Here is a 25,835-nt window from a genome sequence, read left to right on the forward strand (position 1 = left end):
TTGATAAATGTCATCAGTTGAAAAACATCTGAATGATCGAGCTGACCTCCTCTGGCTTTTCAATCTGCGGAAGATGTTTTGTGTTGGCAATCGTGCTGGACTCGATCGCTGGGTTGCACTTCGTATATTCTTTTGTGATCAGATCGATATCCGGCTCCGCTTCACCGCCGAGAATATAGATGCTGTTGTCGATCTTTTCCAGAGTTTTTGTGATGTTACATTTCGTGTAATTACACTGGACGCTGGCGTAGACAGACTTCGGAGAGTCGCCAAGATGGGCGGACTCATAATATTTGTCGAGGTTGTGCGGATTTACATCGTACGGATTGTAGAAGTAGTTCTCGGAGAATGTTTTGGAGATGATACTTCTCGCAGATGCAAAATTGTAGAGCAGAGTTCCGACGATCGGGAGATCGAGGATCAACTTGTAACATTTTGCAGATTTTCCCGGTATATGGCAGCAGGAGAGGAGTGAGTCCGGATTGATGAACATCATCTGCTCAAAGAGATCCGGATTGTATCCGCAGGCCATTGTTGCGATCGGAGCGGAGGCACCGGTAGCGACAATATTTGTGCGGCGACCGATCTCAGACTTCACGAAATCGTTTAACAACTGCACATAGAGGAAGTTTGTATAAGTCAGGTTCGGTTTTTCGGAACGGCCACAGCCTAAAAGGTCGATCGTGTAAATGGTGTAATGTTCTTTTAAAAGCGGGATCAAAGAATCCCATTCACAGCCGCTGGATGCATGAGTCAGATCATGAACGAGAAGAAGTGGTTTTCCTGTTCCAGTCTTTGTATAGTAAATATTGCCAAGTCTCCAGCGATAGCAGCGTGGCTCCGGCTGAGCCAGAAGATTTCTTGAAACCGCGGACATCTTGATGTATTTGTTGATCAGCGCTGTTCCGACAGCCGCACCGGCAGAGAGAAGAACAGCAGTGATGATTCTGTTTTTTACTTTCATAGTTCACCTCGAAATTGGATGATGGAATATCGAATAGAAACAGGAACTTTTGCGAGAGAAGAGCAGTGAATTCATACCGCTTTCCCGGGCTGTTCCATGGGTATATTATAATATAATTGGTGGGGAGATACAACAGGCGAAAGTATGAAATGTTTCTGAAGAAAATTGGCAGTTGTCTGAGAGAAAGATTTCAGATTAAAAGGCGGTAGTAGGAAGATTGGTGATATATTGGACTTAGGATAACAAGCGGGAATCCTCGGTTATTCAATTGCCGATGTAGTTCACAGAGGAATATCGAAATGAGGGAAAAAAGTTGTGCTTGATGGGAAATACATGGAAAGAAAATGGCGATGTTCCACGTGAAACATCAGAGCGAAAAAATCGGAAGAGCAGATTGTTTCACATGAAACATTTTAATAAAAAACGAGTTGAGAGCGAAATATAATGTTCCATGTGAAACATCTAAAAGAAAACGTATATGAACAAGAAAACCGGTTTATGTGAAAAACGGAAGATGGAAAGTGTTAGTAAACGTATATATAGAGCGGAAATGTTCCACGTGAAACATCTGAGAGAAAATGCACATGAAAAAGAAAATGGTTTACGGATAAGTACAAAAAGAAAACATTGATGGGAAGAAAAATTGTTCCACGTGAAACATTTAAGAAAAGACACTGAAGTTTTGTAAAAGTATGAAAGAAGCTTAGAAAAGTACTATAAGAGAAAAATGAAAGAAAAGCACTAAAAATAAATGGATAAGCCATGATACTTTATGTGAGACATGGAGCATCAAAAAGTAAACATAGAAATAAGATCTTGAACGCAGATAAGCATTCCCCCGCTTCAAGTGCGCGGAGCACTAAGCGGTGGGTGAGTGGGATGCTTATGTCAGTGGGAGTTGAAAGCTCCCACTGACAGATCGCGAAGCGACTGCGTTCAGAGCAAGTAGCGAAGCGGATTGCGAATGTCCGCTTTACAAGAAAAAGGAAAGCGAGCTGTAAATTGCAGTATATGTTTCACGTGAAACATATACTGCGATGGATACGTTATAAACATTGTATAACAAAGCACTAACGCACGATCAGAAGCTGTGCGGCTATGCCTTGTAGGAATTGCAAAAATGTTTCACGTGAAACATTTTTAATTTTATAGGGTAAATCAATAGGAAAATAGGGAAAATTGTGTTATACTAAGTTTCGCTAAAGTTTTGAATATAAATAGTAACGATAAAAATAGGTAGAGCTGACCTGCGGAAAGGATAGAGGTATGGGACGTATTATTGCAATTACAAATCAAAAGGGTGGTGTCGGAAAGACGACAACCGCGATCAATTTGTCGGCCTGCCTGGCTGAAGCAGGACAGAGAGTGCTGACTGTGGACTTTGATCCGCAGGGAAATACAACAAGCGGACTTGGATTGGAAAAAGGAAATATTGACAATACTGTATATGAACTCCTGATGGGAGAATGCACGGTGGAAGAGTGCATCAATCCGAGCGTTCAGGAACGTCTTGATGTAATGCCATCGGATGTGGATCTTGCAGGAGCGGAGATCGAACTCCTTGATATGGAGGAAAAGGAATGCATCCTGAAGAAAAATCTGGAGCTATTAAATGGTAAGTATGATTTTATCATTATCGACTGCCCGCCGTCTCTGAACCTTCTGACGATCAATGCGTTGACAGCAGCCAATACGGTACTTGTCCCGATCCAATGTGAATATTATGCACTGGAAGGATTAAGCCAGGTGTTGAAAACAGTAAATCTTGTTCAGAAAAAACTAAATCCGGCGCTGGAAGTAGAGGGCGTTGTATTTACGATGTATGACTCGAGAACAAATCTGTCTCTGGAAGTCGTAGAGAATGTAAAAGAACATCTGAATGAAAATATCTACAAGACGATCATTCCGAGAAACGTCAGACTGGCGGAGGCACCGAGCTATGGTATGCCGATCAATCTCTATGACAGCCGGTCATCAGGCGCGGAGAGCTACAGACTTTTAGCAGCGGAAGTCATCAGCAGAGGAGAAGAGATATAATGGCAAAGCGTGGATTAGGAAAGGGACTTGGCGCTTTTTTTGGAGAAGAGGTTGCAAATACGAAAGAAACTTCTGGAGAAAAAGTAAGCAGAAGTGAAAGAAAAGAACAGTTAATGGGAAAAACGGCTGAGAAAAAGCCGGAAAATACAGCTAAGAATACAGAAAAAAGAGGGATAGCCGGAAACAGAGAGGCGGGAAAGAGTAGCGTGGTGAAGGACCAGGAAAACCAGGGAAAGAATAAAAATGGTGTTTCCGGAAATGCGCCGTCCGCAAACGGACAGAAGGCAAATGAACCAATCATCATCGAAAAGATCGTAGAAAAACCGGTAGAAAAGATCGTTGAGAAGATCGTCGAGAAACCAGTCGAGAAGATCGTAGAAAAGATCGTCGAGAAGCCAGTTGAAAAAATCGTTGAGAAAGTGGTTGAAAAGCCGGTTGAGAAGATCGTAGAAAAACCTGTCGAGCAGACCTTAAAACTCAATCTGATCGAGCCGAACAGCGAGCAGCCGCGAAAGAATTTTGACGAAGAAAGTCTTCAGGAACTGGCTGATTCCATCAAACAGTATGGAATTCTACAGCCGCTGATCGTCCAGAAAAAGGGTAGTCACTACGAGATCATCGCCGGTGAGCGCCGCTGGCGCGCGGCAAAGCTTGCAGGGATCACGGATGTTCCGGTACTGATCCGCGAGTATGACAAACAGCAGACGATGGAGATCGCCCTGATCGAGAATGTCCAGCGTGCGGATTTAAACCCGATCGAGGAAGCACAGGCTTTCCAACAGCTGATCCAGGAGTTTCATCTGACTCAGGAGGAGATCGCGAATCGCGTTTCCAAGAACCGTGCGACGATCACAAACAGCATGCGTCTGTTGAAACTTGATTCCAGAGTGCAGGATATGCTGGCGGAAGGAAAAATTTCCAGCGGACATGCGAGAGCACTTTTAGGACTTGAGGACAGAGAACGTCAGTACCAGGTTGCAGTGAAGATCGTTGAAGAGAAATTAAGCGTCCGTGACGTGGAAAAACTTGTCAAGATGATGAACCGCCCGCCGAAGGAAAAGAAACCGGAAAAAGGACCGGATATTGATCTGATCTACCGTCAGGTTGAGGACAAATTAAAATCCATCATGGGAACCAAGGTTGTCATCAATCAGAAGGATAAAAATAAGGGAAGGATCGAGATCGAGTATTACTCCCAGGAAGAGCTAGAGAGACTGATCGAACTCATGGAATCTTTAAAATCATAAAAGCACAGACATAAACGGAAGGACAGAAAACAGAATATGGAAAACAGTATGTTATACAATCTTCCCATTGATCCAATGGCGCTGATCGTAGGATTTTCAATCCTGTCAGTGGCGTTGCTGATCGTGGTGATCATCTGTATTGTGAAGCTCAATAAACTGTACCGCAGATATGACATGTTCATGCGCGGAAAAGACGCGGAGACACTGGAAGATACGATCATGGACATCATGGACGAGATGGAAGAACTTCAGGAAAAAGACCGGGTGAGTCGGGATGCGATGAAGCAGCTTTCAAAGCAGATCAAGTCCTCATTCCAGAAATTCGGATACGTCAAGTACAACGCGTTTAAGGGCATGGGCGGAAATCTGAGCTTTGTCATCGCAATGCTGGATAACAACAACAGCGGTTTCGTACTGGACGTCGTTCACAGCCGTGAAGGCTGCTATATCTACTTAAAAGAGGTAGAGGAAGGAGCGACGGAAGTTCTCCTCGGCGGAGAGGAACAGGAGGCGCTGGAGCAGGCCCTGGGATATGTAAAACGTCCGACGATGGATGAACGGATCGCCCAGAAAGAGAAGGCTGCAGCCGGAAAGAAGAAAGAGAGAAAAGGTGGTTCCGGTGAGCAGGATATCGAGGTTCCGAGCAGCGAGCGGAAGAAGAGCGAGCGCATGAAAGAGCTGCGAAGACGTCAGGCAGAGCGCCGTGAAGATGAAGAAGAACGTGTAAAACGGTATGCGGACGCATACGATGTGGAAGAGGTCGAGATCCAGACAGATACCATCGAGGATTACGATGCACTGCCGGACGATCCCGATGGCGAGGATAAAGGAGATTATTGATCCATATGCATAAATTTTTACGTGCAGCTGGTTTCAGCATGTATACAAAGAAAAAAGATATTGAAAAGCTTCTGGATCTGCTGGAACGGCAGCCGTCGATGACGAAGTGTGTCCAGGTCGATGAGGACAGCAATGTCTGCGAAATGCGGACGGAAGTGGCCCCGGGACTTGGCATCTCGATCGTCGGGGAACTGAATGATGATGGAGACTTCGAGCGGGAATTTTACTTCCCGTATCTGGAGAGCAACATTGTCGGATCAACGGAAGAGTGTTCAGTCCAGCGGCATACGGAGAAAGAGACATACTCCGGAATGGTGGACGAGAATAAAGTCGGCATTACACTGATCTTTTATATCCAGAATTTCCTGGAATTCCGGGAAAAAATGCTGGATAAAGAGCATCACTCAAAGATCGGATCCGTCTGCTTTTCCGGTATGTCCATCGGAGGAAAGATCCTTCTTCCGATCAAAAAAAGTCAGAAACAGATCCAGAAGGCGAAGGTTGCAGCAAAAGACCGCAGCAGTCTGATCGAGGCAGCAAAGAACGGGGACGAGGAAGCGATGGAGACGCTGACGATCGAGGATATTGATCTCTACTCACAGATTTCCAGAAGAGCGATGAAAGAGGATCTCTACTCCATTATCGACTCCTGCTTTATGCCGTGCGGCGTGGAGTGTGATCAGTATTCTATTATTGGAGAAATTAAAGAAGTTGAGAAAATACGAAATATTTATACAAAAGAAGAAATTTATCGCATGAAGATCGAGAGCCACGACCTGGAGTTTGTGATCTGTATCAACAGTAAAGATCTCTTAGGCGAACCCCAACCCGGACGCCGGTTCAAAGGGCAGATCTGGATGCAGGGAACCTTAAAGCTGGAACCGTATCGTGCGAAACAGAGTCAAAAATAGGAAAGTTTTCTAGGCAGCAGAAAGAGCTTTGTATGACCTTATTTTAACTAACAACAGCAAGAATTCTCCCACCTCTATAGGTGGTAAGATGAATTGCCAATGGAAAACTTAATGGCAGTGGTGGGCGGAGAGAAATCGGTATCCCCCACTGACACGAAGCAAATCACAGTCAGTCTCCGTTAAATTACCGACTGTGGATTGAAACAATGAAATAAAACCTGAAGAAATATTTCTCTAAAAGTTGCGATTCCTTGACTTTCCGGCTTCTGTTTGGTAAGATATATATCGTAGTTTTTTAGACTGCATGTCTCTGTAGCTCAGTAGTATAGAGCGTTCGTCTCCTAAGGTTGCGTTACAACGGTCACCTCAAAAAAACTAAATAAGGGATTGCAGTTCGACCTTGGTCGGGCTATAATCATATATCAGACACGTCCATATAGCTCAGCTGGATAGAGCACACGCCTCCTAAGGTTGTGCTCTACCAGCTGCCTTACGGGGAAAAGTGATCGTTGCCAGTCTCAATTTAATATAAGTCTCTGTAGCTCAGCAGGATAGAGCGTTCGCCTCCTAAGCGAAAGGCCGTGGGTTCGAATCCCGCCAGGGACGCCAGCAAACACGCCGAAAACCTTTGATTTATCAGGGTTTTCGGCTTTTCTTATTTCTGCGGCTTTTGTGGCTTTTTTGCAAAAAACCTTGGTTTGCTAACATTTGCTAACGAGATTTGGCCTTTTGCTAAGAAAGGCGGTAAGTCAGAGGTTCGATTTTTACCAAAGGAACTTGCAAACATTTGTTAGCAGAAATTAGAGGAAGTTGCAAACAAAATCGCGAATTTGCTAACATCGCTCAAAAATGCTTTCAGAACCTTGCTAACAAAAAAAGTGTTTGGTCAACTGTGCAAAGTGGTTCAAACGAAGAAAACCTCTCACAAAGTGAGAGGCGTTCTTCTAAGGGAGGGACTTTATAAAGCTTTTGCCAGCTGCTTGAGCAGTGCGGCAGTTTCGGGATTTTTAAGCAGTTCCAGTATCTTCGCTGCATCACTTTCATCACTTTCAGTGACGGCAGTATCCGCAGTTTCTGGCTCTGTATCTTCAACGGGATCAGGAGTCTTAGAGGAATAAAATGCTTCCTCCAATCGCTGAGCGTTTATGCAGCGATCCTCGTCGATGATGTGAGAATAGACATCTGCAACCATTTTTACCTGAGCATGACCGGAGTCGCCCTGGACGGATTTCATATCGCCGCCATTGAGTTTCAGCTTGTAGGTGATGCTGGAGTGGCGGAGAGAATGGAATACAACATGAGGCAGTCCGTTTTCTTTGATAAGTTTATTGAAAGCACGGTTAATCACCTGGCTTTCCATCGGACGGCCATTGCTGGAGCAAAAGACCAGGTTATTGTCGATGTATTCGTCTCCAAACAGATCCATCAGCTCGTCGATTTCTTTTTTTCTCTCTACCAGCATATAGGCAACTGTTTTCGGCAGGTACACACGGCGAATACTGGTTTTGGTTTTAGGCTCTTTCAGGACCAGAGCAGTATGGGTACTGGCTATGCAAGGTGGAAACTTCTTAATAACACCTTTGTCGCTCAAATCGTCTAATGCACCTCGTGTAACCCGTTGCAGCTCTTTGTTGACGAATATATAAGCTGAACCATTTTCTATGCTCTGTGGTGCAATATCAATACAGTCCCAGGTAAGGCCCAGCATTTCGCCAATGCGTAAGGAGCAGGAGAACGCCAGATTTAAGGCAAGGGAGAGGATAGGATCATCACAGACTTCCATAGCCTTGCTCAGAGTTTCGGCAGTCCATATATCCCGTTCTTTATGTTCTTCTTTGGGAAGTGTCGCATTCAGGACAGGGTTACGGCTGATTAGTTCCCAACGCACCGCCTGATTAAAGGCACTGCGAAGTAGCTTGTGAATTTCTCTTACTGTATGCGGGGTCAGATATTCGCTTGTGGGTTTGCGGTTGTTGACGCTTACCGTTTTCACAGAGAGCAGATCGCGGTAATACTTATCCATCATCCTTGGAGTGATGTCGGATAGTAACATATCTCCGATAATAGGAGTTATGTAGTTTCTCGCCAGGCCACGGCGGCTTTCATATGTTGACATTGCCCAGGTATTTACACCATAGATGGACATATATTCATCGAGCAGATCGTTCAGGGTCTTTGCCGTAGGAATAAAGAAGGTTCCAGAGTCCTGCTCATACTCAATTTGCTTTTTTCGTTTTTTTGCTTCTGCATTTGTGCTGAAGGTTTCCCAACGCTGTCTGCGTTTTCCGTTTTCATCTGTGTAATCATACACCACAGAATATTTGCTTTTACGCTTCACGATAGATGCCATTTTCATTGCTCCTTTCTGAGATTTTCACATAATGAGTTTGCTTTTGATACCAGGCTTCAAAACTGCTGGTAATGATACGAATTCTTCGATCAATCAAGGTCGTCTCAAAATAGCCCCTTTTAACAAGGTCATAAGCTGTGCCAGATTTCAGCCCCAAAAGATCCGCCATTTCCGGTACTGACATCGTAGTATGCCGCCATTTCTCTCCGGGCGGTGTACCATCCACTTTTTTATAGTGGAACTGGCCGGCATACCAATCTTCAAAGCTATCCAGCATAACTCTCATTCGTCCGGCCACTTGAATTGTTTTGAAATAGTTCTTTTTAACCAACCAGTAGGATTCTACTTTACCAAGCCCAAGCATTTTGCCCATCTCTGGTACAGACATACTGGTCTTTACTCTTTGTTTCTGCATGGCTTTTGCCTCCTTTATAAAGTTTTTCTTGCTATGGCCTCATTGTAAGAGAAAGCAGAAAAAAAGTTAAGGATGTCGATTTGGAGATCGGCATCCTTGACAAATCATTCATCTGTGTGATCCAGCCAGTCATCAAAGCTCTTTTTGGAAATGCGGATATGACCGCCGACTCTGACGCTGTGGAATACACCTTGTTTTACCAGATTATATGCTGTGGGACGACTGATACCCAGAATGTCCTGAATCTCATCGACCGTATAGGTCCTTTTGTCATAGCTGACAGGATTTTGTTCATTAAAGCGGTTCAATTCCGCAATTCTTGCTTCAAACATAAAAACGCCTCCTTTATCCGGTAAGTGGCCTTATGGAGCCTCCATTTCCTCCGGAATATGAATATCTAAACTAACTTGCAGAGCATCATCAATCGCTCTCATTTCTTCGCGAGATACGCGCCCAATGTACGATAAAACACGCCTTTTATCAATCGTTTTGATTTGCTCCAGCAGAACAACAGATTTCAGTCCAAGCTCTGGAACGCTCTCCAGTGCATAGTGTGTGGGCAGCTCCTTTTTCTTAATCCATTTACTGGTGAGCGGAGCCACGATCAAAGTGGGGCAGAAAAAATTCCCCACATTGTTTTGAAGAACCAGGACAGGACGAGTGCCGCCTTGCTCTGAGCCAAAATAAGGGTTCAAATTGGCATAATATAAATCCCCACGCTTATAAATCCAATCTTCTTTCATGTTCATCCTCCTATGTTTTGAGATTTGATTATGTAAGAAGGAGGCCCTGCAAATTACAGAGTCTCCTTCAATTTAGCGCCTGTTTTATCCCTTACTTGTCCACGACACCCCAGGGATTTGGGTAATCATTAAGCCGCAGGTGGCTGGCCCGCTTCTCAGGAATTTCACCTCACTTCGTTTAGTCTTACCCATGGCCTGCGACGGTTATTATCACGCTCGGACTATGGCTATAAGAGAGCTCCCCTCTTTGTTATGCCATGACCGGATGCCATCCGATGTATTCCAGCCTGATATATTTCTGATAAACCGCAAAATCATCTATACAGCAAAATGGGTTGGCCTGTTATGTTAGTGGCAGCTCTCAGAAAATATACCGCTGATGTAGCGGCTATTACGCCCAAAGAGGATCAAACTTAATGATTCGTATATGAGGTTGTCAAGGTGCAAGTGAAAGGATTTCCCTCTCACTTGCTACTGCCATTTTTTTTAGAAATCTATAACCAACTTTTTTATTTTTTCTTCAATTTTTTTCAGACGCTTATGAGCTGCGGGCTGACTAATGCCATATCTTTTGGCTAATTGCAGTGTACTTGGCTTTTCCATGCCGTAATAATCCAAGATAAAAGAGCGTTCTTTCTGACTCAGCTTCTGCAAGGCACGGTGCAGATCGGCCATAAGAAGATTACAAATTGCTTGTTCCGCAGTATCAACAGATTCATCCACAAACAAATCTGTATCCTGATAACCTTCCTCTGTGCCGTCACGATCTCCCACATGGGAAGCTGGGAATATAGAGCGACTTTTCTCATGTTCCTGGAGATAGCGGCTGTGGCGGTCCTCCTGCTGGTATTTTTCAAAATCTTTGCGAGAACATTCCATGATAATGCGGTCATCTTCATCACGGAACATTTTGACTGTTTCAACAAAATAGCGCCCAGTAAAGCAACCATTGCGGCGTGCCTTACTGAACGCTGAAAAACTGATTTCCTCCCATTCCTGTGGGCTGCTATTTTTCCAAATGAATACTCTCGTCATATCCTTTCCTCCGTTCAAATTCTTGGTAGTCAGCGAATTTGAACGGTGTCATGGATATTTTGCTATGTACGCCTCCCAGCGCATACCGGCCTCCTAATACCGGGCAAAGAAAAAGGCCGGAAGTGTTTTCACCTCCAGCCAATGTTCCTGCCGCCATATTGCAGCAGGAATGAAAAAAGCCCGGTTAATGCCGGGCCTTATGTAAAAAAGTATTCAATTTAGCGCATTCCTGCCACTATACCAAGTATAGCAGGTCGGAAGTCGGAAGGGAGTAGGGATTAGGTCGGGGATTTGTCGGGATTTAGTCGGAATTTAGTCGGGGCAGCTCCTCCAGGACTTCTGGAATAGAATATCCAAACAAGCAAACAGAAAATAAATAGATGGCTTCTCGTTTTCGGTCATAAAAGACACTGCGCTCTATATTTAGTTCTTCCAGCAATTCTTTCTCTGTACTGTTGAACCGATAGATGAATTGCTTAGTCAATATTTCATAGTAAAGTTCACCTCGATCCGGATACCGTTTCAGACGAAGGAGTGCACGGTCAATAATATTGACCAGCATTTGATTTTGAACAAGGCAGCAAACTTTTTCTTCAAAGGCTTGCAGTTCAATATCTGGTGCAAAATTTTCAAGATAGCAGAGGCCAGACTCTATATCTTGTTCTCCCATAATCCAAGCAGTTTCTTGTAATTCTTCTGCCCGTTCACTCAGCACCCAGACTACATCACGGTAAATCTTTAGAATCAGCTTACTTCTATGAAACGCAGCGTCGCTGTTAAGCCCCAAAGCTGTTAGCCTGCTGTTACATTTTTGGATTGTTGTACTTTCTTTTCTCATGGAATATCCCTCCTTGTTCGCAATATTGCGAACATATTAGGCACAAAATAGCATAGCGGAGGAGAGTGAGAGAGGGCAGTGCCTCCCTCTATTTCTCCCTTTGGTTATATCAGGTTCCTGGATTTTAGACGAATCTGCATTGCTTGCTTGGAAACCTCAAAAATATTTGCCATTTCTGCAATGAGCTGTTCATCTGTCCGTCCTATTCTAAGCCGATAAAAACATTTTTTGATCTGCGGTAAAGGCATCAGCAGAGCAGAGGCCAGAGTGTCTGCCTGACGCTCAATTATGCCATGACTTTCGTCGGAAGAAACATTTCCGTTATACGCAGCAACATCTCCTGTACCGGAGTATAACTTCTTATGCAGTACCCAATGAGCCAGCTCATGGGCACAGGTAAAACGGAGCCGTCCCAATTTTGACGGATCACAAAGCCGTTCATCAATTAAGATTGTACCGGCTCTTACTGCAATCATTCGATACTGTCTCTGTATCTGGTCATATAAGACAACAGCACCGTCATCGAAAATGGTTTCCCCTAATATCTTTGGGTTTTTTCTTAGTGTATGAAACTCCAGGATTAGGTCAAACTTTGTCTCGATGATGGTTTCGATTGGCACAGGACATGGTTGCCCGGATAGCAGAGAGGGATCATATTCCATCAAGATTTTTCGCCCTACCGCTTCGATTGCTTCTGTACGGATTTGTGGAATTGACAAAGCTCTCCCCCCTATCGTTTACGCTCCTTTAGCATTTTCATAAATGTCTGCCATTCTTCATCGGTAGCGTCTACTTCTTTTGCCACACGCAAGGCTGCCCGAACAATATCTTTTTCCATGATATAGTCTGGCAAATCAGCAGATACTGTATTGCGTGATTTTGCGGCCAGATCCAAAAGCAACTCATGTTCTGATTTATCCAAATTCAGAAAGGCGGAGATGCGTTCCACAAAATCTCCATTGGGAGCAGGACGGCGGCTCTGTTCAATGTCACACAGATAGCCGTAAGCAATATTCAAATGCTTGGCTGTATCGCGTAAATTGAATTTGTGCGCCTTGCGTTTCTCGGCTATAAATGATCCAAAAGTTATATTGCCCACAGCATTCACCTCTCATTTGTTCGACGAACTGCGAACATCTTGCTTATATTGTATATCGAACAACTGTTCAGTTCAAGGGTAAAAATTGAATTTGAAAAGAGGTGTTAAAAATCAATAACACCTCTTTCATGCTATATAAATTGCCGAGCGATTTGCTGCATTTCTGTAATGCACTCTTTGGGGGATAGAATCTTTATTTTCCCCTTGAATTTGAATATCCAGCCATAAAAAGTTCCACTGGGGTTCACTTCAATTTTTGCTGTGAAGTGCGCGTCATCATATCTCTCAACAGGGGCATCTTCTCCATAATGATCTATGATTATACGCATCAGTTCGTTTTCACATAGCAGGGTTACTTCCTTCGATGACTCTGATGTAAACATATCCACCATTTTGTTTGTATAGGAGGCTACATCAAATCCCTCTATCGGCATAAAGCAAGTTTCAAGATTTTCTATGCTTGTTAGACGATCTACACGGAAGTGAGCAATTTTCTGATGCTTCAGAGAAAATCCAATCAGATAATAGTGGTCATTTTTCCATTCAAGCGCATAAGGATTTACGACATAATAATATCCATCATGCTTCAAGATTTTCTTTTTTTCCTGAGTATATTCATAGTATTGGAACCGAATTTGCTGATGGTTTCCAATCGCTGTTTGGATATTATCAATGATATAGTAAACCTTTTCATTATGCGGTTTGACACGGCTGGATAAAGCAGCAAATTTTTGAAGCTGCTCTGCCTGATGTGTGCTGGTCAGACGGCATAATTTCTGTACCAGTTCCTCGGATTTCTTGGCAGAAATGATCTTCGAGGAAGCTACTGCATCTGTCAGCATTTTCAGTTCTGGATACTCAAACAGGCGGCTTCCCATAAAATATTGGTTTTGGGTACTCTTGACCACCACAATATCAATCCCTGCATCAATCAGCGCATTGGTATCCGCGTAAACAGTCTGCCGCACTGCCTGAATTCCTTTTCCATTCAGATGGGCAATGATGTCAGATACTGTGGCGGGATGGTTTTCATCGGTCCGCTCATAGAGAAACCGGAGTAATTCCAGTATCCGTATATTTGTTGAATTCTGCATACTTCACCTCCTCAATTCTTAAAATGGCCTATTTTGTATGGTGTCCAGTCCCAAAAACCAGGAACAGGGCAACAGAACAGAGAAGCAGGCCAATCCAATTTCGATCCATAATCAGCTTGATTACCGTCAGAAACAACAGTCCGCCAATCAGAAGCACAACGCCGTTCATTTATCGGCCTCCGGAAGCGTAGTTTCCCATGTTAATGTCCAGCACCCCTCTGGGTGGCTGGATCAGGGCGTCCTCATACTGGCACTTCCACTGAATCTCCCGGCACATCTGGCCATCCGCCACGCCGTCTATGGTTTCCCCATCCTGAATGGGGTTATCATGCTCCAAAATATAGGACACCACATTGTAGGCGTGGTTTACCACCCAATTTGGGTTCATGTCGTGGAAGTGGTACTGGAGGTCGGGCAGGAACAGGGTGCTCATGCCCACCGTGTCGATGAGCATATCCTCAGTGCCCTCAATATTAAAGAAGCGGACATTGACGCCAAAGCGGATGAAACGATCCGAGCCTTCAATCTGGTGAGAACGCACATCCTCCGCCAGAAACAGTTTGCCGCAGCTCTGGAAATAGAATGCCTCACAGGTGGGGTACAGCTCCGCCAGAGCCTCCAGAAAGTCGGCGTCCAGGTTGGCACGCTCCAGCGCCGGAAGTGCCGCAGCCAGCATATCGGTGGCTACCACCTGATATTTGCACTCCCGGAAGATCCGCTCCCGGTTCTCCTGGCAGTCCCACATCTGGCTCATGAGAAAGGCGTCAAAGCCTTTTCCCTTGAACTTGTCGCATTTCATCACCATCAGCTGCACCGGGCATTTTCCGTCCTTGAATTCTGCAATATGCTCCTGTGCGGCAAAGCCGGCCATTTTCTTATCATAACAGAAGCACTCTGTTGATCCGATATGCTTCTCCATTACGGCAGTCATTTTTGCTTTATCCGGCATTTCTACCGGCTCTTTGAACAGCATCTGAATGAGATAGGGGCCACCGGGCTGGGGGCCTTTTTTGTCATCCAGGTTTTGCTGGAATACTTTATTGCTCATTTGGTTTCCACCTCCTGACAAATTCTCTTTAATAATCAAGCAGGATGGGCACCTGCTGTTCCTCGGCAAACCGCATGGCCCGCCAGAACATGGAGAAGGCGAACTTGGCAAGGGATTGGGTGTCATACTGGGTGTGTTCCGGTATGTCTGCCTTGCTATACTGTCCATCTGAGTCTACGGTTCCGTCTACCGGGTATCCCTCCGTGTCTGCCCAGCCAAGGATGGTATCCTCATCGGCCTGCCATGCCAGCTGGTTCAGCTTTTCCAGCTCCTTCCGCAGTCCGCCCAAGGTGGCGATAGCGACGGTGTCATCGGTGGGCAGAGGGCCTTGGAACAGAAAGCTGTCGGTGAGGGGAAGCCACCAAGTCACGCCCCGAAACAGGGACCACACCCGCTCCTCGTCCGATGCAAGACGGGCGACCAGAGGATGCTCCCCGAAGTTCCAGTCCTTCTCCACAGTGGAAGGCACCGGCTCATTGTATGTATGGCAGGCGGCCACCAGCAGCATAGCGCCGAAGGCATCCCAATCCGGCTTGTCGGTGTAATAGGGCTTCTCATTATCCTCCGGCCAGGGGGCGTAGGGGGGCTGATCTGGCTGAGAAATGGCGCTCAAGATCTGATCCCGCCAGTTCTCCACCGCTGCCTGGACCTCTGCCGTGGACATTTCTTCCTCTTTATCAGCAGGTTCTCCATCCGGCGTGATCCGGTTAAAGGCGTATCCGTTTTCCTCCGCCCACTGCTGAACAACAGTTTTCCAGTTGTGAGAATAGTACCGGGTCAATGTTCCGGCGTAGATGTCAAGTCCCATAAGTTTTTCTCCTTTTTTGTCTATATCATTTCATACAGCAGGGCAGCGTCGCCCTGCACCAGCTCCAGGTGGGAGCGCAGCGTTTCAAGTCCGCTTTGCACCGCCTCGGCGGGCAGATCCCAGTCAGGGGCAATTTCAGCGGCCAGCTTCGGGAGGTCCTGCTCGCGCAGAGCTGCCAGCACATTAGACGCCATCTCTCCCTCCAGCAGAGCGCAGTCCAGGGTGTCCTCCGTCTGGGGAGCAGGAAAACGGACATCCAGATCCAGCTCGCTCTCACACCAGTCCCAGATGGCCATATAGACCGCGCCGGAGCAGTCGCCGCCCGACAGTTCCTGCCGCTGGCCGTCTTTGAGAAGATAAAAGAATGCGATCTGTGACATGGTGATTCCTCCTCACCGAAATTATGTTTCCTCTAACGAATCGATTATTTCCTGTAATTCAAAAAGAGCATCTTCTGCCTGGCGTCCTGTTTCCTCGCTCCAATACCGATTTCCACCAGCCAGCTGGTCAATCAGATTGAACATAGCAACTGCATCGGGAATAGGGATCGCTCCTGTTGCCTTCCATGCTGGTTGATTTTCAAGAAGATAGGCTTTTATTTTTCCAAACAACTGCACCTGAAATGTGTTATTACAACGCAGTTCTACCAAAAAACCGTCTTCACCTTGGACAATATCCGAAAAATTCATGCTGCACAATTCTCCTAACCCTCGTTATTCTCTGTCCATCAGCCCTTCGGCCTGCAACCGGATCACATAGAAAGCCCGCACCCAGTCCAGTTCCTGCTCCATGGAGTCCTCCAAAGCCAGCAGGCGGCGCTTGCCAAGCCTGCGATCCAGAAGGGCAAAGATACGGACAAGGGGATTCTCGCTGACAAGGCTTTTCTCGATGCTCTGGTTGTCAAAGATCCCAAACGCCTCATAGAACACCTTTTGGTCAAAGGTGCCCTGCTCCAGCGCATAGGCATGAGCCTGATTGATGGCCTCTTTTGCGGAGTCGTGATCTTTCAGCGTGGTGGAGCGCAAGTGATGAAATTTCGTCCACACATTTTCAAAATAGGTGTAGTAGTTGCTCCGCAGCACTTCCACGCCGTCCACACGAATGGCGGCCCGGCCCTCATGGTCGGCGCTTTTGCTGTAACTGGTGGCAAAATACTGGATGTGGCCCCGGAGTGCCGAGCACAGGTAGTCATTCTCCAATTTGTTCCGGATTCCACTCCAAGTGGATACTCTACTGTTTGACATAGGTGTTGTTTCCTTTCTGCTGATTCCTACTGCTTTTGGAGATACTCCCGGAAGCATTCGATGAACTCCCGATTCCGCTTAGGGACATCGAACCCCTTCCGATGGGGGAAGAACCCCTCCTGTTCCACATCGTCCAGCAGCTTGGGCAGATTGGAAAACCGGGCAAAGAATGGTAGTGCATAGTCCTGGATCTGCCCGGAAATTTCCTGGATAGAGCGTTCCCGCTCCAGCAGAGTAGATACCTCATAGCGGGGGAAGTCATCATACCGGTGGGTCAGCCGGGCGATGGAGGTACCCACGATACCATCATAGGTTTCCTCCGTCCCTTCCTGCTCACTGCGCCACTGGGCAATCACCGAGGAACTCACATCGAAGAAGGCAGTAAAAGTGGTGGAGCCAAAGCGGATGGAGGGGGAAAAGTAAAAGGAGAACACAAAGATGCCGTCTTTTTTGTAGATGTCATTTTTGCTCTTGCGGTATTTGTAGCCCAGCGGGATCAAAGGCTCCGCGATCCGCTCACAGGTATAGACGAAGATCTCACGGGGCTTGGTTCCCTTGGGAAAATCCTTCTTCTCCATGTTGCCACCTCAATCAAAATCCATCCAGACCAGGTGCTTTCCACAGTGGAGGCACTGGAACAGATAGCATTGCAGATGCCCGCCATTGACGGATTCCCGGATCATTCCCTTCTGCTCCTCGTCCCACATTGGATCGTCCAGCACATCCTCCAGCACACCCAGCGTCCGCAGTTCTCTGGCACCCACATGGCCCAAATAGGCGCAATAGTCACCACAATGGGCGCGCCAGTATTCCTGCTGCCAGCCGGAGTAGCCGGGGGTGCGGTGGATCAGCTCGTCCAGCTTCTCCGGATCGTCTACACCATCGTCCACAGAGAAATCATCTTGAAAACTACCGTCATATTTCCGGGCTGCTTCGCCGTTGGCGATGCACTCTGGGCACAGATATGCAATATCCTCCACTGAAAAGAACGGATTGGTATAGAAAATATGGGTCGTCTTGCCACAGCAGTCGCAGACAACGCCGTCTGTGGATTCCTCAAAAGCCCCAGTTTCCAGAGGGTTTGGGTGATACCGGAAGGCGGGCAGGCCCAGCTGGGCCTGCCGTTCCTTCTCTTTCTGCTTTTCCTCCGGCGTTTTGGGCTTGGGGAGAGCATAATGATTGCCCCAGTTGTCCGCATAGTCCTTCAGCGTGCCCAGCCGCTTGAGGGTCTTTTTATCGGAACGATTTCCGATTTGGCAGAGCAGTTCATAGGCATCCTTTTTGAAGTCCAGTAGATCATACACATCCACCAGCACTTCTTTGGCCTGCTGATCCTCACTCTGCTCAAGTTCTTCCTTGAAGGTATATAGAGCGCGGACACTGTCCGGACCTTCATTGGTCGCAACAAACTGTTTTTTTAGTTCGATATAGGTTTTTTGATATTCTGTCATTGGTCGCACCTCCCATCAATCCCACCAGAAATACCAGACGGTGGACTGCCACAGAACATCTGCCAAGGAGCCAATGCTTCCATCCTCATTCTGATCCAGATCTGGGCAGAAACCATATTGCTCCACAGCCACCTCCATAGCTCTTTCCTTGGAAATCGGAGTTGGAAGTTCAAACTCCAATTCATCGTGGCTCATGGCGGCAGGGATGGCACCATGTTGCTCGAACCAGTATTTCGCCACTGCCATCAGGTCCGGTGTGTCGGGACACTCATTCCAATTTCCAAAGGGCAGGTAGGCGAAGATCTCCCAGGGGTTCTTTACCGGAATTTTAGCCAGAATGAGCGGATATGTCATTCCGGTATCATCGTTCCAATAGTTTGCGAAGCGGTCGTTGGGTTCTCCGCCCTCCATCTCGCCCAAGACTTCCTCATCCCAGTCCAGATCATCGTCCTCGGCTTCTTCCTTGCGCTGGCCGGTCAATTCCTCCAAAATCGCCTTTCCGTCCTTGATGGGAGCGGAGAGCAACTTCTTCCGGTACTCCGTTACGGTTTTGAGGTCAAATTCATAGAAGTCCGCATCATGCTCCGGGTCAGTGTTCATCACCAGACACTCCAACAGCGTTTCATCATCCGCCTGGATAAGCACGGGAACAAAGCCCTCCCGTACCCCCAGCCGCCGGGCGTAGCTGTATGCCGACATGATGGGGTCATCATCTGCCATGGATGGGAAATAGGTACACTCGCAGTCCAGATACTCCATGATGGCATGAGCCACTTCGGAAGGCTCCAGCGTGTCCTCGTCGAAGTCCTGTTCCTGCCAGTTGGCGAAGCGTTCCTCAATCACTTGAACCATGGCCTGATAGTATTTCTCATCAAATGGGATGAATAAGTATGCCTCCTGTTGAAATTCATTGGAGTGGTATCGGGACGGACCAAAATATTTCAGGGCATAGTCATCAATGTCGGCAGGATAATAGGGCGCATCATTTTCTCCATAGTAATAATGGGCAAAGGCACGGCCTTTCTGATTGAACAGAGCCGAGAATAGACAGCCGAACAGCTCCTCCCGGATGAATGTTCGTAGGTCTGTGTTGCCTGGATCGGCTTTGACCTGATTTACCACTTCGCCATGCTCCGCCAGGAATTTCCCGCCCATCAGGTCATGCTCCATGCACCAGCGCAAATAAATCGCCATGTGGTTGTAGGCGTTGATGGGGTCAATGGGAAGCTCCTTCTCCTCAATGCTCTCAATATGATAGGAAGCATCGTCCATCTCACCGTCAAAATCATCATTGGAAAGGGTGCCACGGGTGATTGCATCCTGGCGGGTGGGGTTCACCACAAAGCTGATCCCCGCCATCTTGTCCAGCAGAGCGTCTACATCATGTTCCAGTTTATAGTCCAACTCGTCCTCATAAAGCGGAATGACCTGATAGAAGTTGACCTCCTCGCCGCCCGGCAGAGTGCAGACCTCGCTGCCATCCTCCGTACCCTGGGGACCGATCAGGGTAGCAGTACACAGTTTGGTGTTGTCTGCAAATGGTTCCCGGTTCTCCACTGTATGACCATGCCCCAACCAGCTGTCACAGTTGATGGGCAGACGGGCCAAGGATTTCAGCAGGCGGATGGGCCAGTACCACTTTTCGTCTTTCATGGACTCCTGATCCAGCTTCCAGTCCGCAGGCAGCGCGATAGCCAGCTCCGCCCGCTCCAGCTTGTATTCCGCCAGTTCCTCCGGCACATTCATCCGGTGAGCGCCCATGCCCATGGTGACCAGGGTGTAATAGTCTCGCTCCTCAGTGGGCGGCACCATGCAGATGTCCACATGGATGTCCGGGGAAACGATCTCGTGGAATACATTCTCAAACTTGCCGAAATACTGCTGGATGTGTCCCTCGACGGCCTCCATCTCCTCCTCGGTGTAGACTTCGGGATTACTGAATTCTTCCTCATTCTGCGTGTCCTCATTGTCTGAGTGGTCGCAGCTGTCATCCTCCGGATCTCCCTTTATAGGCTCGTAACCGATCTTCAGGGTCATCTGTTCCTCTGGCAGAGAGACACCGGGGCTGCGGGTGATGGTGTGCTTATCGTCCGCAGAAAAACCGATGGTCTCGCCGTCTTGCAGCGTCACATCACACGCCAGCACATAGGAGGCAAGACTTGCCAAAAAGTCCCGTAGTTCCTCCGGCTCAGCGTCGGTGTTCAACACCTCCATTTCCTCCTTGCCAAACACATCCATGCCGTAGGTGTAGCCGTTTAGGCCCCCCTCGCTCCAGTACAGGCCGAACCAAACCCAGTTGAAGATGGGCAGTTCGTCCTTTTTGAGCATATCGGCAAGGCCCTCATAGAAACGAGGCTCAAATACCACGCCGCTGGTGTAGACACCGGTGGCGTATTTCTGCTTGCAGCACACTGCCATCGCCTTGGTGAACAGCTTACCTCGTTCCAGCAGTTTTTCCTCCTCGCCCAACACAGCCACCATGATATGGGCCTTGTGCGCTTTGGCCACTTCTACGGCCTCTGGCCACATATAGTTGTTTTCGGCGTTGATCTCTGCTTCATTGTCCGGGATGTGACCGTGGAATAGTGTCACAATCAGCATCATATTGCCGACCCGCATTACCACAGCGTCATCGCTGTTCTCAACATCTTCGTCGCCCTCATCCGGCTCCTCATCTACGATACCCCATTCTTCCCGCAGATCTCGAATCAACTGCTCCTTGTCCCACTCTGCTTTGGAGAGGAGCACAGATCCGGCAAAGGAACCCTTATGGTCGGTTTCCTCCTCGTCGGCGTCATCCTCAAGATCCTCTGCATCTTCATCCGGATCATAGAGGGATTCATGCTCCAGTCCGCGGATAAATTCCTCAAAGCTGTCTGCCAGATGGGTAATTTTATAGTCATTTTCCTGATCCACATGGACTACCGCAGGCTCTCCCTGAGGGCCGCAAGCCCGGTAGTCCAGGAAAATCATATCGTGTCCGGCGCTTGGACAGTCGCAGATGGCCACACCGATGGCAGGATACTCCCACTCAGCGATCATAAACTGGCTGCCCAGCTCTCCACAGAGGGAGCAGCTCTTTTCCCGTCCGATTCCGAAAATGCCGGTGATGGCCACATGATCATCTGACCAACAGGTAGGCTCATCGCAGGGATAGCAGGTGTTCACCGGAATGCCGCCGTTGTGCTGCTTCATCAGCCAAATGTAGGCGGCGGGCAGCTTGTAGCCCAGTTCCTCCTCCACGCTGGCAATCAGCTCATCGGAAGGCGGATCACTGACATATTCTTTCAGTGCATACCAATTATCATCCCAGAAGTTGGTGAGGTCAAAGCCCTCAAATGGAGTATCACCGGGCACGAATTTGGCCTTCTTCTTCCGGCTGCGCTGGCGTTTCCGAATCTCCGCCTTACACTCCCGAATTACCGCCGGAGCATTTTCATCCTCCGGGTCCAACTCTGCCCACCGCTGGGCGTAGGGAATGGCCTTTTCCTCCTGACCATAGAGATACTGATAGCCGTAGGCCATCCGCATATTCCACTCCGCCTTGTCCTGGCCTTCCTCCCGGACGGACTCCAGCACCTCGATGGCGCGGCACAGGGCCTTGTCTCCCTTATAGCGAGGGGTGCCCTCGTCATGGTCCCCGATAATGGCGTAGTTTTCCAGCGCCCGTGCCAAGGCGTAGGCGGTGCGATAGTTCCTCCAGTCCTCCGGGATGGCATTCAGTGCCTGGATACAGCGGGTGTACTCGTCTTCGTCGTTCCACTGCTCCAACTGAGCGAAGAATGCTTCGGCGTTCTGTTGGGTATAAGGAATATAGTCCATGCCCGTCAGCGCCTCGTCCAACTCGTCATCCTGATTCTCAGTTTCTGACCCAGCATCTTGTTGCTTTAGGGGTACAGAACCGGCTTCACGGCGGAAGGTGTGGAAGATGGCCCATGGGATGTCCGTGCCTTCAAAGAACTCTTTCGCCATGTTCAGCGCCTCTTGGATGTCCCAGGCGATGAAGTCCACATAGCCACAGTAGAGGCCGGTAGCCCCGCCGGTGAGAGTGAGCACTTCCGAACCATCCCCGCCGGTGAGCACTTCCTCCAGTTTGTCCCGGAAGTCGAAAATTTTCTGACTGCCTTCCTCCTCCCGCAGGGTATCCAGGGGATAGCAGAAGAAGCCCGCCACCGCGCCGTCGGCATGGAGATCGTCCATAAAATCATTGTCGGCATTCAGATAGCCGTTGATGAGCGGCACACAGCAGGTGGAACCGGCCATTACATCCAGCCGCCAATCGGCGTCCGGGTCCTGTTTGGGTTCCATTTTGTAACCAAGGTAGCTCTCCAGATAGGCTTCCGGGTCGGTGGAGAGCTCCAGGCCCTGCTCCCGCAGTTTGTCGGGCAGCTGGGACAGGAGGAAGGACGGCTCTGCCTTGGGTTCCTCCAGCACATCAAAGCTGTCTATGTATCTCATGTGGGAGATCTCGCCCAGCACTTGGTCGGTGAGGGTAGTGAGCATCCACCAGGCCCGGCCTTCTTCCTCTTGAAGCTTAGGCAGCAGCTTTTCACAGTAAGCGGAGATGGCAAAGCTGTTTTCACCCTGTTCCTCCAGCCAGATCTGCACATCATCCCCGGAAATCTCCCAGCCATCATTGGTTCGCAGACCGATGTTTTGAACAGGTTGACGGCCCACCAGGATGTTCCAGTGCTCCAGCACCTCTTTCGGAGCGTGCTTCTGGAAGTAGACCAGCTCAAACAGTTTGACTTTGTCGCCCTCTGGGGTGAGGATCAGTTCATGCTTTTCGCCGCCCACGCCCAGCTCAAAGGAGATTTCATCAAAGGCCAGATTCAGGGTTTCCTCCATTTGGGCCACGAGTTCTGCACCGCGGGTGTGATCCTTGTCGTCATCCATCATCTGGCGCAATTCTGCTTCCATCTCGGCAAAGGTTTCCCACCAGTTCTCTGTCCGATCCCGGAAGCACTCCCAGAACTGCGGCAGAGAAATACCCTGCTTGCACCGGTCGATAAACTCTTTGGTGTCATCGTCACCAGGGCGGACTTCCAATGCCTTTTCAAAATATCGCAGAGCCCGGCCCTCCTGATCCAGATAAAAGTAGGAGTAACCCATGCGGAAGTTCCAGTAATAATCGTCCTCGAAGTATTCCTCATGGGGCTTTAGCAGAGCGAGGGCCTTTTTGAGCATTTCTTTGCAAGTTGGCTTATGTGGGTCTGCCAGATTGTTATAGGCACGGGCTAACTCACTGTCCATCTCAGGGGTACGCTCCTCGGCGGGGATGGCCTCCAGCGCATCAATAATTTTATGTTGTTTGCTCTCCTCATGCCACTTCTGGCACTGCTTCAAAATGTCCATATCAGGGTCCTCCTCGTCCTCATCCGGTTTCCAGTCTTTGATCTGCTGGAACACACCGTTCTCATCCCGCTCAAAGGCGCAGGGGGCGGGGGTGTTCAGCAGAGAAATGATGTCGGGATCGTCGTTGCAAATTGTGTTCAGCTTGTAAATCCCGGCATTGTTGGGGTCGTCCATGTACTCATCGCTCTCGTCACCGGCAGTGAAGCGCCAGCCGCTGTCCCAGTTACCGTCTGGAATCTCACGATAGCAGTAACCCACCTTGCGGCCCTCCACCGTGATGCGGTTGGTGGCGATACAGCCATCGGCACCCTCCCAGTCAGCAAGCAGATGTTTCACATCCTCCGCTTTCACCTGGTAGTTGCGGTTGCGGCCAGCGGCCTCGTACAGTTCCTTCCGCAGCGCCTCCACATGATGTGCCATCTCCTGAATCTCCTCGTCGTCCATCATTTCATGGAGGTCATAGGTCAGGGGGGATTGGGCAAAGTCCGCCAGGGCCTTGTCCATGGCCTCGTGCTCCTCCGGCGTAGCAGTGATGCGGATACGGCGGATGGGGGTGTTGTACTCGTCCAGATCCTGAAGGTTTACACTGCCACTGACGCTGCACTCCAGCAGGATGGCGGCCAGGTCGGTGACCACATCAATGGCGAAGTGGAAGTCCATTTCCACGCCATCGGAATGTGTAAACTCCAGGTACTCCACGGTTTGGCGAAAGTCCCAGTTCTGCTTGTCCAGACCGATCTTGGCGAAAATCTCGCTGAGGGGGATCTCCTCCTTTTTCTGATCCTCTAAAAATGCCACAAGGTTCAGACTGTCATCGGAACCGCCAATAAAGTTGCCCCAGTATTTTTTGATATACATTTGTCGTGCCTCCTGTTCTGAATCCAGTCGATCAATGAGCTGATTCAAGTGTTCCAACCACGCAGGAGCGATCTCTCCGCTATCCTCGTTCTTCCAAAGATCCATAATCTCACGGATGCCGTCCTCGTCCGGCACCTCGTTTTTTATGTCGGTGAGCTGCCGCAGCAGGAAAGCAAGGGCTTCTTTGGATGCTGTGAAACCGGTGACTTTATCCCATATAGCTTCTTCATGATCGTAGTCCAGCTTGCCGTTATCCTTCCATTGGAAATACAGCTCCGCCAGAGCCATCGCAGTATTGTCAAAGAGGAAGTCGATTTGTGAAAAGTCAGATCCCAGCATGACTTCCTCTTTCATCAGTTCAATCATCTCGCCCAGATCCATTACCGGATGCTCCGGTACATATTCATTTTTGAGGATGTCCAGTACATCCAGCCCTTCGTCACGCTCTAATGCTTTTATGCCCCATACTCCCATGTCGGCACCTCTCTTTCTTTATTTCGTATCAAGCTTCTATTGTCAATCATGGTTCTCCACCCGGATAATGGGCCGGTAGAAGTCATAATCTCCGTTTAGTTCCTTGTCCTCCTGCACTTCCGGCTTACAGTGGGGCGAACAGGGTAGGAAACCGAGAAATGGGCCCAGCCCGCCGCAGATATTGCACCCGCCGTCACCGCCGCAGGTGGTAAGTCTATCAGCCTGCACCACTTCCCGCATATAGGGGTCGTAGGCGATGGACAGGCCGAAGAAGTTGGGTTCCTCCATATCATAGGGCCGGTTCTCATCCTCATCCATGTCCTCAAACCAGCGTAGACGCATGGAGTAGTCTAACCCATCTCCCCATGGGAACAGGGTCCGACATCCGCCGCCGCACAGGTAGGCCCACTCGTCCGCCGTGGGCAGCGAAAGCCCCTGCTTTTCCAGCCCGGTAAGAAGTTCATCGTAGTCTGTGCGGTTATAGATCCAGGTCTGAAATCCATCTTCCGTCCGTTCTATGCGGGCCGACTGGTGCAAGGTAAGACTGCTGCTGTCACTCCAGGCAAAGTCACGGAACTCCTTCAGCCAGTCAGGGTGGGCGGTCAGCCTGGGATCGTCCATCTTGACTGACTCCCAGCAGAGTTCCTCCAGCTCCCGGCCCACCAGCATGGGGCCAATGGCCGCTTGCCGGACGAGAGCCATGCTCTCTCCGATGAGTTCCGCCGGGTTCTGCTCCATTTCCCATTCTCGGAACAGATACTCCAATTCCTCCCGGCTCTCCTGATTCAGTCCCTCGGCAAACTGCTCCCAGCCCAGGGTGACGGTATCGCCGGGGACAAAGACGAACTCCCGACCATCTTTCTTGAAGATGCCGGTGGTGCAGTTCTGGCCCCAGCGGTCAAAGGTATGTAGACCGAGAAAGGTCATATCATAACGAGCAGCCAGGCTCTCCATCAGCACCTGCTTCTCGATGTTTTCCATTTGATTGAATTGGGTGCGGAATAGTCTTTTGTTCATAACAAGT

General features: G+C 48.7%; 23 protein-coding genes and 1 tRNA gene. 5 read left to right on the forward strand and 19 right to left on the reverse strand.

Annotation, left to right across the window (positions count from 1 at the left end):
* Positions 1 to 13 precede the first annotated feature (13 nt).
* Positions 14 to 964 carry an alpha/beta fold hydrolase gene (locus tag V2546_RS11375; protein ID WP_215702790.1) on the reverse strand — a complete coding sequence of 317 codons (951 nt, stop codon included), beginning with the start codon at positions 962 to 964 and terminating at the stop codon, positions 14 to 16.
* A gap of 1,266 nt (positions 965 to 2,230) precedes the next feature.
* On the opposite strand from V2546_RS11375, the gene V2546_RS11380 reads away from it, so the two are divergent.
* The 5 genes from V2546_RS11380 (at position 2,231) to V2546_RS11400 (ending at position 6,608) form a co-directional block, all read left to right on the forward strand.
* Positions 2,231 to 3,001, forward strand: a complete 771-nt coding sequence (locus V2546_RS11380) for a ParA family protein (RefSeq protein ID WP_118322272.1) — start codon at positions 2,231 to 2,233, stop codon at positions 2,999 to 3,001.
* On the forward strand, positions 3,001 to 4,248 hold the full coding sequence (locus V2546_RS11385) for a ParB/RepB/Spo0J family partition protein (protein ID WP_486463583.1): 1,248 nt from the start codon (positions 3,001 to 3,003) through the stop codon (positions 4,246 to 4,248). The genes V2546_RS11380 and V2546_RS11385 overlap by 1 nt, the downstream gene beginning before the upstream one ends.
* Before the next feature lie 48 nt (positions 4,249 to 4,296).
* A complete protein-coding gene (locus V2546_RS15740; RefSeq protein ID WP_486463584.1) occupies positions 4,297 to 5,088 on the forward strand; it encodes a DUF4446 family protein in 792 nt (263 codons plus the stop codon).
* A 5-nt stretch (positions 5,089 to 5,093) separates the two neighbouring features.
* On the forward strand, positions 5,094 to 5,999 hold the full coding sequence (locus V2546_RS11395) for a DUF3881 family protein (RefSeq protein ID WP_118533355.1): 906 nt from the start codon (positions 5,094 to 5,096) through the stop codon (positions 5,997 to 5,999).
* A gap of 532 nt (positions 6,000 to 6,531) precedes the next feature.
* Positions 6,532 to 6,608, forward strand: a tRNA-Arg gene (locus V2546_RS11400).
* Between the two features lie 349 nt (positions 6,609 to 6,957).
* Here the strand turns inward: V2546_RS11400 and V2546_RS11405 are convergent.
* The 18 genes from V2546_RS11405 to V2546_RS11490 form a co-directional block, all read right to left on the reverse strand.
* On the reverse strand, positions 6,958 to 8,349 hold the full coding sequence (locus tag V2546_RS11405) for a tyrosine-type recombinase/integrase (protein WP_002589007.1): 1,392 nt from the start codon (positions 8,347 to 8,349) through the stop codon (positions 6,958 to 6,960).
* A complete protein-coding gene (locus tag V2546_RS11410) occupies positions 8,327 to 8,764 on the reverse strand; it encodes a helix-turn-helix domain-containing protein (protein WP_002569113.1) in 438 nt (145 codons plus the stop codon). Before V2546_RS11410 ends, V2546_RS11405 begins: the two co-directional genes overlap by 23 nt.
* Positions 8,765 to 8,868: 104 nt before the next feature.
* Entirely contained in the window at positions 8,869 to 9,096 is a 228-nt protein-coding gene (locus V2546_RS11415; protein WP_002589006.1) for a helix-turn-helix domain-containing protein, read from the reverse strand.
* Positions 9,097 to 9,126: 30 nt separating this feature from the next.
* A complete protein-coding gene (locus V2546_RS11420) occupies positions 9,127 to 9,507 on the reverse strand; it encodes a type II toxin-antitoxin system PemK/MazF family toxin (RefSeq protein ID WP_002569115.1) in 381 nt (126 codons plus the stop codon).
* Between the two features lie 486 nt (positions 9,508 to 9,993).
* Complete coding sequence (locus V2546_RS11425; RefSeq protein ID WP_025529385.1) at positions 9,994 to 10,542, reverse strand: sigma-70 family RNA polymerase sigma factor; 549 nt, start codon at positions 10,540 to 10,542, stop codon at positions 9,994 to 9,996.
* 301 nt (positions 10,543 to 10,843) lie between these two features.
* On the reverse strand, positions 10,844 to 11,380 hold the full coding sequence (locus tag V2546_RS11430; RefSeq protein ID WP_002569117.1) for a hypothetical protein: 537 nt from the start codon (positions 11,378 to 11,380) through the stop codon (positions 10,844 to 10,846).
* Positions 11,381 to 11,484: 104 nt separating this feature from the next.
* On the reverse strand, positions 11,485 to 12,042 hold the full coding sequence (locus V2546_RS11435) for an ImmA/IrrE family metallo-endopeptidase (protein WP_008982545.1): 558 nt from the start codon (positions 12,040 to 12,042) through the stop codon (positions 11,485 to 11,487).
* Positions 12,043 to 12,110: 68 nt separating this feature from the next.
* Positions 12,111 to 12,479 (reverse strand): helix-turn-helix domain-containing protein, encoded by a 369-nt coding sequence (locus tag V2546_RS11440; protein WP_002569119.1) that lies wholly within the window; start codon positions 12,477 to 12,479, stop codon positions 12,111 to 12,113.
* Between the two features lie 131 nt (positions 12,480 to 12,610).
* Positions 12,611 to 13,573, reverse strand: a complete 963-nt coding sequence (locus V2546_RS11445; protein WP_025529384.1) for a helix-turn-helix transcriptional regulator — start codon at positions 13,571 to 13,573, stop codon at positions 12,611 to 12,613.
* Positions 13,574 to 13,742: 169 nt separating this feature from the next.
* Positions 13,743 to 14,621 (reverse strand): DUF4261 domain-containing protein, encoded by an 879-nt coding sequence (locus V2546_RS11450; RefSeq protein WP_329752367.1) that lies wholly within the window; start codon positions 14,619 to 14,621, stop codon positions 13,743 to 13,745.
* A gap of 28 nt (positions 14,622 to 14,649) precedes the next feature.
* The gene (locus V2546_RS11455) at positions 14,650 to 15,429 is read right to left on the reverse strand and encodes a hypothetical protein (protein ID WP_329752368.1); all 780 of its coding nucleotides are present in this window, start codon (positions 15,427 to 15,429) and stop codon (positions 14,650 to 14,652) included.
* Between the two features lie 20 nt (positions 15,430 to 15,449).
* Entirely contained in the window at positions 15,450 to 15,809 is a 360-nt protein-coding gene (locus V2546_RS11460; protein ID WP_118041387.1) for a hypothetical protein, read from the reverse strand.
* A 21-nt stretch (positions 15,810 to 15,830) separates the two neighbouring features.
* Positions 15,831 to 16,118 carry a hypothetical protein gene (locus tag V2546_RS11465; RefSeq protein ID WP_329752369.1) on the reverse strand — a complete coding sequence of 96 codons (288 nt, stop codon included), beginning with the start codon at positions 16,116 to 16,118 and terminating at the stop codon, positions 15,831 to 15,833.
* Between the two features lie 24 nt (positions 16,119 to 16,142).
* On the reverse strand, positions 16,143 to 16,673 hold the full coding sequence (locus V2546_RS11470) for an SF0329 family protein (protein ID WP_329752370.1): 531 nt from the start codon (positions 16,671 to 16,673) through the stop codon (positions 16,143 to 16,145).
* A gap of 26 nt (positions 16,674 to 16,699) precedes the next feature.
* Complete coding sequence (locus V2546_RS11475; RefSeq protein ID WP_329752372.1) at positions 16,700 to 17,251, reverse strand: DUF4304 domain-containing protein; 552 nt, start codon at positions 17,249 to 17,251, stop codon at positions 16,700 to 16,702.
* A gap of 9 nt (positions 17,252 to 17,260) precedes the next feature.
* Positions 17,261 to 18,124 (reverse strand): CbrC family protein, encoded by an 864-nt coding sequence (locus V2546_RS11480; protein ID WP_329752373.1) that lies wholly within the window; start codon positions 18,122 to 18,124, stop codon positions 17,261 to 17,263.
* 15 nt (positions 18,125 to 18,139) lie between these two features.
* Positions 18,140 to 24,337 (reverse strand): immunity protein Imm33 domain-containing protein, encoded by a 6,198-nt coding sequence (locus tag V2546_RS11485; protein WP_486463587.1) that lies wholly within the window; start codon positions 24,335 to 24,337, stop codon positions 18,140 to 18,142.
* A 516-nt stretch (positions 24,338 to 24,853) separates the two neighbouring features.
* Positions 24,854 to 25,828, reverse strand: a complete 975-nt coding sequence (locus V2546_RS11490) for a hypothetical protein (protein WP_117623995.1) — start codon at positions 25,826 to 25,828, stop codon at positions 24,854 to 24,856.
* Between the last annotated feature and the right edge of the window lie 7 nt (positions 25,829 to 25,835).

It is taken from the genome of Clostridium sp. CM74B_53 (genome assembly GCF_036318045.1).
In the GTDB taxonomy this organism is placed as follows: Bacteria; Bacillota; Clostridia; order Lachnospirales; family Lachnospiraceae; genus Pilosibacter.

Coding starts and splice junctions, on each gene's coding strand:
- V2546_RS11375 (WP_215702790.1), bottom strand. CDS start 964: ATGAAAGTAAAAAACAGAATCATCACTGCTGTTCTTCTCTCTGCCGGT.
- V2546_RS11380 (WP_118322272.1), top strand. CDS start 2,231: ATGGGACGTATTATTGCAATTACAAATCAAAAGGGTGGTGTCGGAAAG.
- V2546_RS11385 (WP_486463583.1), top strand. CDS start 3,001: ATGGCAAAGCGTGGATTAGGAAAGGGACTTGGCGCTTTTTTTGGAGAA.
- V2546_RS15740 (WP_486463584.1), top strand. CDS start 4,297: ATGTTATACAATCTTCCCATTGATCCAATGGCGCTGATCGTAGGATTT.
- V2546_RS11395 (WP_118533355.1), top strand. CDS start 5,094: ATGCATAAATTTTTACGTGCAGCTGGTTTCAGCATGTATACAAAGAAA.
- V2546_RS11405 (WP_002589007.1), bottom strand. CDS start 8,349: ATGGCATCTATCGTGAAGCGTAAAAGCAAATATTCTGTGGTGTATGAT.
- V2546_RS11410 (WP_002569113.1), bottom strand. CDS start 8,764: ATGCAGAAACAAAGAGTAAAGACCAGTATGTCTGTACCAGAGATGGGC.
- V2546_RS11415 (WP_002589006.1), bottom strand. CDS start 9,096: ATGTTTGAAGCAAGAATTGCGGAATTGAACCGCTTTAATGAACAAAAT.
- V2546_RS11420 (WP_002569115.1), bottom strand. CDS start 9,507: ATGAAAGAAGATTGGATTTATAAGCGTGGGGATTTATATTATGCCAAT.
- V2546_RS11425 (WP_025529385.1), bottom strand. CDS start 10,542: ATGACGAGAGTATTCATTTGGAAAAATAGCAGCCCACAGGAATGGGAG.
- V2546_RS11430 (WP_002569117.1), bottom strand. CDS start 11,380: ATGAGAAAAGAAAGTACAACAATCCAAAAATGTAACAGCAGGCTAACA.
- V2546_RS11435 (WP_008982545.1), bottom strand. CDS start 12,042: ATGGAATATGATCCCTCTCTGCTATCCGGGCAACCATGTCCTGTGCCA.
- V2546_RS11445 (WP_025529384.1), bottom strand. CDS start 13,573: ATGCAGAATTCAACAAATATACGGATACTGGAATTACTCCGGTTTCTC.
- V2546_RS11450 (WP_329752367.1), bottom strand. CDS start 14,621: ATGAGCAATAAAGTATTCCAGCAAAACCTGGATGACAAAAAAGGCCCC.
- V2546_RS11455 (WP_329752368.1), bottom strand. CDS start 15,429: ATGGGACTTGACATCTACGCCGGAACATTGACCCGGTACTATTCTCAC.
- V2546_RS11460 (WP_118041387.1), bottom strand. CDS start 15,809: ATGTCACAGATCGCATTCTTTTATCTTCTCAAAGACGGCCAGCGGCAG.
- V2546_RS11465 (WP_329752369.1), bottom strand. CDS start 16,118: ATGAATTTTTCGGATATTGTCCAAGGTGAAGACGGTTTTTTGGTAGAA.
- V2546_RS11470 (WP_329752370.1), bottom strand. CDS start 16,673: ATGTCAAACAGTAGAGTATCCACTTGGAGTGGAATCCGGAACAAATTG.
- V2546_RS11475 (WP_329752372.1), bottom strand. CDS start 17,251: ATGGAGAAGAAGGATTTTCCCAAGGGAACCAAGCCCCGTGAGATCTTC.
- V2546_RS11480 (WP_329752373.1), bottom strand. CDS start 18,124: ATGACAGAATATCAAAAAACCTATATCGAACTAAAAAAACAGTTTGTT.
- V2546_RS11485 (WP_486463587.1), bottom strand. CDS start 24,337: ATGTATATCAAAAAATACTGGGGCAACTTTATTGGCGGTTCCGATGAC.
- V2546_RS11490 (WP_117623995.1), bottom strand. CDS start 25,828: ATGAACAAAAGACTATTCCGCACCCAATTCAATCAAATGGAAAACATC.